At 65.2% G+C, this 12,488-nt stretch carries 8 protein-coding genes; 6 read left to right on the forward strand and 2 right to left on the reverse strand.

What is annotated here, in order from left to right; translation table 11 throughout:
- Positions 1-98 precede the first annotated feature (98 nt).
- From hemA to KI243_RS04950, 6 genes are all read left to right on the forward strand, one after another.
- Positions 99-1,388, forward strand: a complete 1,290-nt coding sequence (gene hemA / locus KI243_RS04925; protein ID WP_017129003.1) for a glutamyl-tRNA reductase — start codon at positions 99-101, stop codon at positions 1,386-1,388.
- Complete coding sequence (gene prfA / locus KI243_RS04930; RefSeq protein WP_017129004.1) at positions 1,385-2,467, forward strand: peptide chain release factor 1; 1,083 nt, start codon at positions 1,385-1,387, stop codon at positions 2,465-2,467. The genes hemA and prfA overlap by 4 nt, the downstream gene beginning before the upstream one ends.
- Entirely contained in the window at positions 2,468-3,298 is an 831-nt protein-coding gene (gene prmC, locus KI243_RS04935) for a peptide chain release factor N(5)-glutamine methyltransferase (protein ID WP_177085460.1), read from the forward strand.
- Entirely contained in the window at positions 3,292-4,047 is a 756-nt protein-coding gene (locus KI243_RS04940; RefSeq protein WP_177108836.1) for a molybdopterin-synthase adenylyltransferase MoeB, read from the forward strand. Before prmC ends, KI243_RS04940 begins: the two co-directional genes overlap by 7 nt.
- A complete protein-coding gene (murI, locus tag KI243_RS04945; RefSeq protein WP_177108835.1) occupies positions 4,040-4,831 on the forward strand; it encodes a glutamate racemase in 792 nt (263 codons plus the stop codon). The genes KI243_RS04940 and murI overlap by 8 nt, the downstream gene beginning before the upstream one ends.
- A 117-nt stretch (positions 4,832-4,948) precedes the next feature.
- Positions 4,949-5,467 carry an acyloxyacyl hydrolase gene (locus tag KI243_RS04950; protein ID WP_017126574.1) on the forward strand — a complete coding sequence of 173 codons (519 nt, stop codon included), beginning with the start codon at positions 4,949-4,951 and terminating at the stop codon, positions 5,465-5,467.
- 20 nt (positions 5,468-5,487) lie between these two features.
- Here KI243_RS04950 and KI243_RS04955 read toward each other — a convergent pair whose 3' ends face one another.
- Positions 5,488-11,976, reverse strand: coding sequence for a TcdA/TcdB pore-forming domain-containing protein (locus KI243_RS04955; protein ID WP_212810571.1), 6,489 nt, complete (start codon positions 11,974-11,976; stop codon positions 5,488-5,490).
- Positions 11,977-12,124: 148 nt separating this feature from the next.
- Entirely contained in the window at positions 12,125-12,430 is a 306-nt protein-coding gene (locus tag KI243_RS04960) for a YkgJ family cysteine cluster protein (RefSeq protein WP_017126573.1), read from the reverse strand.
- Positions 12,431-12,488 lie beyond the last annotated feature (58 nt).

Raw genomic sequence — 12,488 nt, forward strand, 5'->3', positions numbered from 1 at the left:
TATAGCGATGTTCCATTAGGACAATAGTCGGCAATGGTTGTTCTGAACCGGGTGAAGTAGGACAATTGTCGGCTTCTCGACATCATCAGCGACCTTGAATGGCCTTCCTCGCACTCGGCATCAACCACAAGACGGCCTCCGTAGACGTGCGCGAGCGCGTGGCATTTACTCCCGAGCAGTTGGTAGAGGCCCTGCAGCAGCTCTGCCGCCTGACCGAAAGCCGGGAAGCCGCGATCCTTTCCACCTGCAACCGCAGTGAACTGTATATAGAGCAGGATCACCTGGCGGCGGACACGGTGCTGCGCTGGCTGGCCGATTATCACCATCTGAGCCTCGAAGAACTGCGCGCCAGTGCCTATGTGCACGAAGACGATGCGGCCGTTCGTCACATGATGCGTGTCGCCTCCGGCCTGGACTCGCTGGTGCTCGGCGAGCCGCAGATCCTCGGCCAGATGAAGTCCGCCTACGCGGTGGCGCGGGAAGCCGGGACCATCGGCCCCCTGCTCGGGCGTCTGTTCCAGGCCACGTTCAGCGCCGCCAAGCAGGTACGTACCGACACGGCCATCGGTGAAAACCCGGTGTCGGTGGCGTTCGCCGCCGTCAGCCTGGCGAAACAGATTTTCAGCGACCTGCAGCGCAGTACCGCCTTGCTGATCGGCGCCGGCGAGACCATCACCCTGGTCGCCCGCCATCTGCACGAGCAGGGCGTGAAGCGTATCGTGGTCGCCAACCGTACCCTGGAGCGGGCCAAGATCCTCGCCGAGGAATTCGGTGCCCATGCGGTGTTGCTGGCCGATATTCCCCAGGAACTGGTGCACAGCGATATCGTCATCAGTTCCACCGCCAGCCAGTTGCCGATCCTCGGCAAGGGCGCGGTGGAAAGTGCCTTGAAGCTGCGCAAGCACAAGCCGATCTTCATGGTGGATATCGCCGTTCCCCGGGATATCGAACCGGAAGTCGGCGAGTTGGACGACGTTTACCTCTATAGCGTCGACGATCTCCACGAAGTGGTCGCCGAGAACCTCAAGAGCCGCCAGGGCGCCGCCCAGGCCGCCGAGGAACTGGTGAGCAGCGGGGTCGACGAGTTCATGATCCGCCTGCGCGAACTGGCGGCGGTGGATGTGCTCAAGGCCTACCGTCAGCAGAGCGAGCGCCTGCGTGACGAAGAATTGCAAAAGGCCCAGCGTCTGCTGGCCAATGGCAGCAGTGCCGAAGACGTGCTGATGCAACTGGCGCGGGGCCTGACCAACAAGTTGATGCATGCGCCCAGCGTGCAACTGAAAAAGTTGTCCGCCGAAGGCCGCCTCGACGCGCTGGCCATGGCCCAGGAACTCTTTGCCCTCGGTGAGGGCCCATCGGATAGCTTTTCGGATAAGAAACCGCAATGAAAGCGTCACTGCTCAATAAGCTGGACATCCTCCAGGACCGTTTCGAGGAACTGACCGCCCTGCTTGGCGATGGCGAAGTCATTTCCGACCAGAACAAGTTTCGCGCCTACTCCAAGGAGTACGCCGAGGTCGAGCCGATCGTCGCTGCCTACAACCAGGTGCTGAAAGTGCAGGCGGACCTGGACGGTGCCCAGGCGCTGCTCAAGGACAGCGACCCGGACATGCGCGAAATGGCGGTCGAGGAAGTCCGCGAAGCCAGGGAGCAACTGGTCGAGCTGGAGTCCTCCCTGCAGCGCATGCTGTTGCCCAAGGACCCCAACGACGGGCGCAACGTCTTTCTCGAAATCCGTGCCGGCACCGGCGGCGACGAGGCGGCGATCTTCTCCGGCGACCTGTTCCGCATGTACTCGCGTTATGCCGAGAAACGCGGCTGGCGGGTGGAGATCCTTTCGGAAAACGAAGGTGAGCACGGCGGCTACAAGGAAGTCATCGCCCGGGTCGAGGGCGACAATGTCTACGGCAAGCTGAAGTTCGAATCCGGTGCGCACCGCGTGCAGCGGGTGCCGGCCACCGAATCCCAGGGCCGTATCCACACCTCGGCCTGTACCGTGGCGGTGCTGCCCGAGCCGGATGAACAGGAAGCCATCGAGATCAACCCGGCCGACCTGCGCGTCGACACCTACCGCTCCTCGGGCGCGGGCGGCCAGCACGTGAACAAGACCGACTCGGCGATCCGCATTACCCACATTCCATCGGGGATCGTGGTCGAGTGCCAGGAAGAGCGCTCCCAGCACAAGAACCGCGCGCGGGCCATGTCGTGGCTGTCGGCCAAGCTCAACGACCAGCAGACCAGCGCCGCCGCCAGCGCCATCGCCAGCGAGCGCAAGTTGCTGGTGGGCTCGGGCGACCGCTCCGAACGCATCCGTACCTACAACTTTCCACAAGGCCGGGTCACCGACCACCGTGTCAACCTGACCCTGTATTCCCTGGACGAAGTCCTGGCAGGCGGTGTCGAGGCGGTGATCGAGCCGTTGCTGGCCGAATACCAGGCCGATCAACTGGCGGCCTTGGGTGATTAAATGACTATTATCGCCAGCCTGCTGCGCGCCGCCGAACTGCCCGACTCACCGACCGCGCGCCTGGACGCCGAGTTGCTGTTGGCGGCTGCCCTGGGCAAATCCCGCAGTTACCTGCACACCTGGCCGGAAAAGATCGTCAGCAGCGAAGCCGCGCTGGCCTTTTCCGGTTTCCTGCAACGCCGCCGCGGTGGCGAGCCGGTGGCCTATATCCTCGGCCAGCAGGGGTTCTGGAAGCTCGACCTGGAAGTCGCGCCGCATACCCTGATCCCGCGTCCCGACACCGAATTGCTGGTGGAAGCCGCCCTTGAGCTGCTGCCGGCGACCCCGGCCAGTGTGCTCGACCTCGGCACCGGTAGCGGCGCGATTGCCCTGGCCCTGGCCAGTGAGCGTCCGGCCTGGCGGGTCACCGCGGTGGACCGGGTGCTGGAGGCCGTGGCCCTGGCCGAGCGCAACCGTCAGCGCCTGGGCCTGGACAACGCCACGGTGCTGAGCAGCCATTGGTTCAGCGCCCTGGAAGGCCAGCGCTTTCAGCTGATCATCAGCAACCCGCCCTATATTGCCGCTGCCGACCCGCACCTGGGCCAGGGCGATGTGCGCTTCGAACCCGCCAGTGCGCTGGTGGCCGGCGCCGATGGCCTGGACGACCTGCGCCTGATCATCGCCCAAGCTCCGGCCCATCTGGAGGCCGGTGGCTGGTTGATGCTCGAACACGGCTACGACCAGGCCGAAGCCGTCCGCGAACTGCTCTCGGCACAGGGTTTCGGCGAAGTCCACAGTCGCACCGACCTGGGCGGTCACCAGCGCATCAGCCTGGGGCGCATATCGTGCTGAGCGACCAGGAGCTGTTGCGCTATAGCCGGCAGATCCTGTTGCAACAGGTGGATATCGACGGCCAGTTGCGCCTGAAAAACAGCCGGGTACTGATTGTCGGCCTGGGTGGCCTGGGCGCGCCGGTGGCCTTGTACCTGGCCGCCGCCGGTGTCGGCGAATTGCACCTGGCGGATTTCGACAGCGTCGACCTGACCAACCTGCAACGCCAGATCATCCACGACACCGACAGCGTCGGTTCGACCAAGGTCGACTCGGCGCTGCGCCGGCTGACGGCAATCAACCCGCAGGTCAGCCTGATTGCCCATCGCCAGGCCCTGGATGAAGATTCCTTGAGTGCCGTGGTGGCCGCCGTCGACCTGGTGCTCGACTGCTGTGACAACTTTGCCACCCGCGAGGCGGTCAACGTCGCCTGCGTGGCCGCCGGCAAGCCGCTGGTCAGTGGCGCGGCGATCCGTCTCGAAGGCCAGTTGTCGGTGTTCGATCCCCGGCGTGCCGAGAGTCCGTGCTACCACTGCCTCTACGGCCACGGCAGCGAGGCCGAACTGACCTGCAGCGAAGCCGGGGTGATCGGTCCGCTGGTCGGCCTGGTGGGCAGCCTGCAGGCACTGGAGGCGCTGAAACTGCTCGCCGGTTTCGGCGAGCCGCTGGTGGGCCGGCTGTTGCTGATCGATGCCCTGGGTACGAAATTCCGTGAGTTGCGGGTCAAGCGCGATCCGCACTGCAGCGTCTGCGGTAGCCGCGATGCGTGAGGCGCCGATCGGGGTGTTCGATTCCGGTATCGGCGGACTGTCGGTGCTCAATGAAATCAGCGCGCTGTTGCCCGGCGAATCGCTGCTCTATGTCGCCGATTGCGGACATATTCCCTACGGGGAAAAAAGCCCGGCCTATATCCGCCAGCGCTGTGAAGCGATTGCCGGGTTTCTTCGCGAGCAGGGCGCCAAGGCCCTGGTTATTGCCTGCAATACCGCGACGGTGGCCGGTGTCGCCGATCTGCGCCAGCGTTACCCGGACTGGCCGCTGGTGGGCATGGAACCGGCGGTCAAGCCGGCGGCGGCGGCTACCCGCAGTGGTGTGGTCGGCGTGCTCGCCACCACCGGCACCTTGCAAAGCGCCAAGTTCGCCGCCTTGCTCGACCGCTTTGCCAGCGATGTGCGGGTGGTCACCCAGCCCTGTCCCGGCCTGGTGGAAATGATCGAAGATGGCGATCTGCACAGCCCGGCCCTGCGCCAGTTGCTCGCCAGCTATGTCGAGCCGCTTTTGGCCGCGGGCTGCGACACCATTATTCTTGGCTGCACCCACTATCCCTTCCTCAAGCCGCTGCTGCTGGAGATGATTCCGGCGTCCATCAGTCTGATCGATACCGGTGCCGCCGTGGCCCGGCAACTCCAGCGCCTGCTGCAAGGCCGCGACCTGCTGTCCGCGGGGCCGGCACGCGAGGCGCAATTCTGGACCAGTGCTGATCCGCATCACCTCAGAAAAATCCTTCCGATGCTATGGAATAAGTCTGGCGTTGTGCAAAGCTTCACAGAGTAGGAAAGTCTGTGAAAAACCGCGCAAATCCGTGAACTTCTGCTTAACGCCAGATTTCTATTGAAGGCCTGTTGAGCTGTACAACAATCCTGAACATACGTTGGAAATAGGATGTTTCTCATGAAGCGACTGTTCTGCCTGGCTGCGCTTGCAGCCGCCACACTGGGGTATGGTCTTGCGGCACACGCGGCCGGTCTTGAGTTCGCGGTCGGCCAGACCAGCGATTCGACCCAGACCTATCGCCTGGGCCTGCAATTGGATTGGGACAAGAGCTGGCTGCAAAGCGATGTCGGTCGCCTGACCGGCTACTGGAGCGGCGCCTACACCTACTGGGATGGCGACAAGGCGGCCAGCAACCACAGCCTGTCGTTCTCGCCGGTGTTCGTGTACGAGTTTTCCGGAGCCTCGATCAAACCCTATATCGAGGCCGGGATAGGCGTCGCGGTGTTTGCCCATACCGAAGTGGAAGACAACAAGCTCGGCTCGGCCTTCCAGTTCGAGGACCGCATCGGCTTCGGCCTGCGCTTTGCCGGCGGGCATGAGCTGGGGATCCGCGCGACCCACTATTCCAACGCGGGGATCCGCACGCCCAACGACGGCATCGAGAGTTACGCCTTGCACTATACGATGCCGTTGTAGCGGAGCATTCGCTGCCGGGGTCAGCCTCCTTCGCCCTGGCGCTTGAGGCTGGCCAGGACGGCAAATACATCGTCGCCATCGACGCGGCCACGGTCGAGCTGGATCAGGCTCCAGTCGCCGTTGTCGCCGAGATTTTCCAGCGCCTCGTCCGTTCCGGTGTAGCCCCAGAGGGCACTGTGGTTGCTGGCGCGATAGCGTCGCGGGAAATGTTCCTGCAGCTCCCGGAGCGTCGCGTCGGCGGCGGCCAGTTGCTGCACATGGGCCTTGAGCCCGCTGGCGCCACAGAACTCGCTCAATGCCGGGCTTGACGCTGGTGCATACAACAGCAGCGTGCCCTGCTCCGGATCGCCGATGACCAGGATGTCATCGGCCGGATAGCCGTTGATACTCAAGCGATGCACCAGCACCTGGCGCGGTCCCTGGCTCGACGGCTCGCGTTCGTGGCGCGGCAGCAGTTGCAGGAGCATCTGGCCGGCGGTGTCCGAATACCGGCCTTGCAGCCGGGCGCGCTGTACCTCCAGGCGATATTGCGCCCGCAGAAAGTCGCCATAGCACTGCTCGTTGCGGGGCTGGCCGGCAGCGGGGTGGGCGCTCCAGAAACCCGCCGAACGCCCGCCGAACTTGCGGTACTGCTCGTCCAGGTGGCGCGTCAGCGCGGCCAGTGTCTCGACCGCCTGCCGGACTTTCTCGCGTTGGGGGCTGGAGGCGATCAATAGCATTTCGGCGGTCACGGGGATCTGGTACAGCTCGTCGCCGTGGTCCTCGCCGTTCGTGGGAATGGCGGCGAAGTCGCCGTCGGCGGGCCGATAGTAGATGCCCCGGCCCGGCCAGTCGGGTGCCGACAGGTCTTCGACAGGCACCGGGGCGGTCAGTCGCTGCAAGCCCTGCAGGGCTTGCAGGCGTTGCTCCAGCGCATTCACATCCTCGTGGTCGCGCGCGCTCAGTGTCGCCAGCGTGTAGCGGCCGCCGGTCAGGTCCAGCCGGTAGGCCTCGTCGAGCTTGTTGACCAGATACAGGGTCTCCTTGTCCCGCACCCGCACCACGACGCTCCCCACCGTCAGCCGGCCGGGCTCGAGGCGGATATCGTCCGGGCGACTCAACTGATCGGTGTGCAGCACCCAGGTGGAGGGGCGCGATGTTTCGCAACTGGACAGATCGAGGGTCGTGCCGTCGCTCAGGTAAATGTCATATTGGCTGCCCTGGCCTTCGATGGTATGGCTCAGGTAACGACCGCCTTCGCCGGGATCGTCCATGATCAGCATCGGCGCCGCCAGGCCGAGGCTGACCCGGATACGCGTGGCGTGGTAGCGCGGCTCCAGCTGTTCGACGATCTTCTGGAACACCGCGACCCACTTGGCCTCGATGAACTTGCCCCGGGTCTTCTGTTCGAGGGCCTTGAACAGCTGCAGCTCGGCGTCATTGCGCTGGGTGGCGCCCAGCAGCCAGCCGTATTGCGGCAGATAGGTGTGCTCGGGCGTGATCGGCAGATGCAGGAAGCGGGCACTGTCGGAAACCGGCAACGGCATCTCTCCGGGAAGCCCCAGGACCAGGCCGACATCGATGGCCTGGCGCTCGTCGAGGATCACCCGCGGATCGCCCGAACGCGAAGTGTCCACGGCATAGATCTTCGGGCTGCCCAGGTGGACCCGGCCATTGCGCTGATCCACATGGCTCACCACCACCGGACCGTCCAGGCGCAGCCCGTGGCTGTGCGGATCCTCGACATAACCGTTGCGATAGGCCTGGATCTCCCGGTTGAATTGCTCGCCCGTGGCCAGGACCTTGCGGGCCTTGGCAAAGAACACCGCCACCAGGCTGCTGGCGCCCAGGCCCAGGCCGGCCAGCGGTATCGACAGCGGCCCGAGGAACTCGGCGCCCTCGGTGAACCCGGCCAGCACCGTGCCCAGCGCGAGGCTATCGAGCCCGACGTTGGTGCCATAGGTGGCGGTTTCCTCGGCGCTCTCGGCATGGGCCAGCAGGTAGCTGTCGACCCCCAGGCTGGCGAGGACCAGCAAGGCGTTGCCGGCGGCCAGCACTCCGCCCAGGGTCAGGGTCTTGCCGCCCAGGCGGATCCCCTGGCCGGCCCTGTCCATCAGGCGGATGCTCTCGGCGCCCAGGTGCCCGGCGTCCTTCAGACCGAGGTAAAGCGCCTGGGCGAGCAGTGCGCCATCGTTGCTCAGGCCCATCACCACCAGGGCCAGTTGCGTGTAGAACTGCACCTGGACCGCGCGGGTCAGGTCCGCCGACAGGGCATGAGGCTTGCCGCTGCCGAGCAGCAACAGGGCGAAGCCGGTATTCAGGCTGTTCAGGCCATCGAGCTGGGCAAGGGCATGGACCACCTCGTGATGGGTGACGCCCGGGCGCGGCAGCAGTTGGCCGTCCCGGAACTGGAAGTGCTGGTGGAGGGTGTCCACGGTGCTGCGGATACGGTTCGAGAGCGCGGCCAGCGCGCTGGTTTTCGCCAGTGCCAACTGCCGGCGAGGTGCGCCGTCCGCGTCGATCAGTTCCAGGGTGTAGCCAGCGGTGGTGGATTGCAGGCTGTGCAGGTCGGGGACCCGGCCGGACACCGCCGTATCGGCGGCGAGCCGTTGCCACTCCTGTTGCGCGGCCTGGCCCAGCTCGGCGAACGCCTCGCGTTGCGTGCGCGATTGTTCGGCGATGGCGGGATAGGACTGGCGCCTGTCGCCTCCGAGGCCAGGGGTGTCGATAAACTGCCAGGAACCATCGGCACGCAGTTGCACCTCATAGGTCGGACGCCGGAAACCGTCGATGGCATGGATGATCCGCACGCGATTGCCGAAGGCGCGGACTTCGTAGCGCAGGCCGTCATGGCGGATGTAGGTCCTGCCGTTTGCCGCGTGATACAGGCCACGCGCATCCGGTCCCGACAGCTCCGCCGTCGATCTGCCGTGTACCTCGTATCCCCTCAGGTAAGTCGGTTGCGAGCCCGTCGACGGACCTGCCTGCCGTGTGTTCGGCAGTGGCGCGTTCAAGGCCCTGTCCAGTTTGGCCAGGCTGCTCAGGGTTTCCCGTGGAGAGGCCAGTGCATGGCGAACCCTGGCATTGTCATGGGTGGCGCTGGTCAGTTGGGTCCACATCTTTTCGACTACGCGGTTCGATCGTTGCCTGAGGATGCTGAACAGCCCGGGCGTATCGAGCAGCAGGTTGAGCCTGGCATTCGCGAGAGGGGCCGAGCGGAACTGATTCTGGGTCCAGACGATGGGGTCGGCCCTGAAGGGCAAAAGCAGTGGGGCGATGTCCTGGAAGCCCATTTGCCTGGCCAGCCCCAGCAGTTCCTGTTGATGTTCGAGGAGTCGCGACAGCACCTCGTCCGTCAGCGGCCTGATCCCGTCGGCGTTCTCCAGCAGGTTGATATTGAGGATGCCGGCATCCGCGCAACGGCTGATCAGGCGCAACCTGGTGGTGGAGATGTGCGGATCGTGGAGCAGGTGGGCGATCTGACCGATGTTGATCCCCTCGGCCATGGGCGGGGTCAGGGTGGGCGAGCTGAAAATGATATCGAGCCGTTCGAGCAGCGCCGGGACGCGCTGGAGCGTGGCGCGCAGCAAGTCGCGCCGGGCGGTGATCTGGTTGCCTATGTACTGGAGTGCATACCCGCGCAACTGGGCGGCCGTCGCGCCGTATTCCAGCAGGATGTGGCGGATGCTGTCGTCAAAAATGAAGATGCGCTGCTCCAGGAAATCGATGTCTGCCGCCTCTGACGGCCCGAGCAACAGCGTTTCCAGCAGCCTCCTGCGACTGGGCCCGGCGGCCAGCAGGGACAATACCGGACGGGGCGGGGCGTCAATATAGCGATCGATGATCTGGCGTATTTCCGCGGGCAGCGGACGCAGGGCATGGCGTTGATGCACGGCATCGAACGCGGCATCGACCATGCGGCTCAGCCTCGGTGAGCGCGACGTCAGGGTCGTCTCCAGGTAACGGATGACCGGCTGGAAGAGCCCGTACGGATTGGGGAAACCCTTGAGGATGGCGGTCAGCTCCTGATAGACCTCGCTGCCCAGCCAGATATTCAGTTCCGCGCAATGTTCGAGTGCCTGGGCATAGAGCGGCAGGTGCTCGGCGGTCACGAAGGAGGCGATCTCCGGATGGCGTTCGATATGCCCGGCGGTGGCATCGCGCAGTCTCTCGACCGTGAACGTGTCGCTGTCGCGACCCAGGTTCAGCGCCAGGGCCAAGGCATGAAAGAAGCTGTCTTCACCGGCGGGGGCGTCCACCCTGTTGCCATGGAGCCAGGCGCTGTAGTGATCGGGACCGGACCGGTACAGCACCACGTCCTGGCGGGCAACGAACATATCCGGGTTCACTCGAAATCCATAGGCGTCTTCGTGCAGTCCCTGCCGGTAGCGTACCGACCAGCCGGGTCCGGGGCCCTGGCAGTCGATGATCACCAGGCTGCCATGCGATGGCCAGTCCGACAGGCTGGGCATGAGGGGCGCGACGATATCCATGACCCGCGCGTTCCAGGAGCCCAGGCGGATCAGACCGGCTATGGCGGACACACGGGGTGGCAGGGCCGGGGGCGGATCGATCGGCGCGCCGCCCAGCAGCCGTAGCCGCACCGTACCGGGTGGCGTGGCGCCGCTGCTGGCCGGGCCCTGGCGCTCTGTCGCCGGGCGCGCCGGCAGAGCGGCAAGCTCGGGTTGGCCGGTCGCCCTGATCCGTACCAGGGCGTTTTTTCCGGGCAGGAACGTGCCGATCAGGCCGGCGCTCTTCTGGCCGACCACATTGCCCAGCGCCCACTGATCGATGAGTGACCGGCGGTCAGTGGTCGTGGTGTCGGGATCACTCTGGCGCGCCTGCTCCAGCAGTGCGTCGCGCCGTATGGTGTAGAGGCCCAGCTGCACATCGCCCGGTATCGGGATCAGTTGCACGTGGGCGCCGGTTACGGGGAACGGCACCTGCGGGATTGGCGTGCCCGACGTTTTCAGTCGCGCGGCCAGGTAGTTTCGCCACTGCGGTTCCACGAGATACGGGTCGATATCGGCGAGTCGGCTCAGGGCCTTGAGATCCTGGTCATCGGGGGCGTCCGGGATGTACAGCACGACAGTCGGGTCGTTCGGGGCCGAGCTGCTGATAGCGAGTATGCCGTCAATGATATGCAGCGTGCTCGGGGCATTCTCGGGATGGGTCCACAGGCCCAGCGCGCTGGCGATGAGGGTGTGTGTGCCGATCAGCGGGCGGGTGGCCGGGTCGGGGTAGTCGAGCAGCAGGCGGACCCATTGTTGCTGGCGCGTGTCGAGGCGGCCGTCGAGCGTGGCGTCCAGCAGCGCCAGTTGCAGGCTGGCGGCATTGACGTATTGCCAGGCCTCGCGTATTGCCTGTGCCGGTTTTGCGGTGGTCGGGTTTTCTGCGCTCAGCACCGTTACGATGGCATCCAGTACTGCCTGGTCCTTGATGACCGGCGTGGCGGAGTTGTCGGCAGGCGCGGTTGACGGCAGCGTATCGAGCAACGCCAGGCCCAGCGCCAACCGGCCGGGCTGCACCTGGCCGGCGGCGGTGCGGTAGCGTTGCCAGTCCTGCCGGCTGCCGTCCTTGAAGACCTGCCGCCAGGCCTGGTATTGCAATGCCTGCAAGCGCTGGTTCAGTCGCCCGCCGATATCCAGGATGTCACGCAGGTCCGCGGCGGCGGCGAGGTCTTTCAGCAGGGCTGGCGAGACGTCCGTCGGGGACGCGGCAAACACCGCGTTCACCTTGCGTTGCTGGGCGTCGCGCAGTGAGCGAACCTGCCCGGTGAACAGGCTTTCATGTTTGTCCTCGCTGGCGGTGAAGCGGTCGGCGATTTTGTGCCCGAGGCGCACTTGCAGCGTGCTGTGCAGGAGCCGGAGCGAGGCAAAGGCTTCAAGCCCCTGTTCCAGGGTGTAGAGCACGACCCGGCCGAGATCGCTGTGGACCTCGACCGCTTTCTTGCCCTTGAGCTGCGTCGGGTCGGGATCGTTGCCCGGCAGGACGGCGCCATCGCTGTTGGTGATAACGAATGCGCCGGGCCACGGCGCGGCGTCCTCTCCCAGCAGAGTAATGCCGTACACCGCCGGTCGATGGCGTGCTGGCAGTACCGGCAGGGCATCTTCCCGTTGTGCCCGCGTGGGCAGGCGCAGCACCTGGTCGATCAGTTGTTGGTCTTCGGTGTCCAGCGTGCCATCGGCGCTGCGCAGCTGCGCCTCGGCCCGCAGTTGCGTCTCCAGGCTCAGGGCGAGCCATTGCTCGGCGGGCAGGCCGTTGCTGGCGCCGTTGGGTTGCGTCCAGAACCGTTGCAGTTGCGCCAGATAATCCTGCTGCAACTGGCGTATCTGTTCACTTTTCGCTATTGCCGGACTCGCCTCGGGCAGCGTCGGGGATGGTAGCTGTTCCAGCAGGGCGGTCACTTGTGCATTGGCCGTATCGAGGGCGAGCAACGCTTGCGAGCGGGCCGGCGCGGGCTCGTCCGGTTCGGTCAGGGGATCGGCTGCACAGGGGGGCGAAGCACAGGGTGGTTCGAGGGTTTTCATGGGCCGGTGATCTCAGGTTCCGGGGGCAACGTTGGGGTTGCCCGCTACTTGTGACGTGGGGTCCCAAGTGTGGATTGCGCTGGTTCAGCGGATATATGGGAAGCGTCTTTGACTCGGAGATGAAAGCGCCCTGATGCGCCCGTTCAAATCATCGATACGCGGTGGCGATATCGCGGCGTTCTTCCAGGCACTCCGCCGAGCCGGTCTCGAACTCCCGGCAGATCAACGGCCGTTTCGCGTAGATCGTGCAGCGCATGCTGTCGCGATCCAGGGCCGCGCACCAGCCGTCGTCCAGGCGCAGCATCACCTCGCCGCCCCAGTCGTCGATATCGATAAAGCGCTCGGGCACACCGGTATCGGTGATCAGCATGACTTCCAGCCGACAGCAGCAGGCCGCGCAGGAAGAGCAGGTGATCGCCGGTGGCGTGAGGTCGGTCAGGGGAATCGTGGTCATGGGCGCCAGTGTATGCCAGTGCCGCGGGCCCGTATGCCTGAATCAACGGTCTGGCGAT

This window comes from Pseudomonas sp. Ost2, assembly GCF_018326065.1.
Lineage (GTDB): Bacteria > Pseudomonadota > Gammaproteobacteria > Pseudomonadales > Pseudomonadaceae > Aquipseudomonas > Aquipseudomonas gingeri.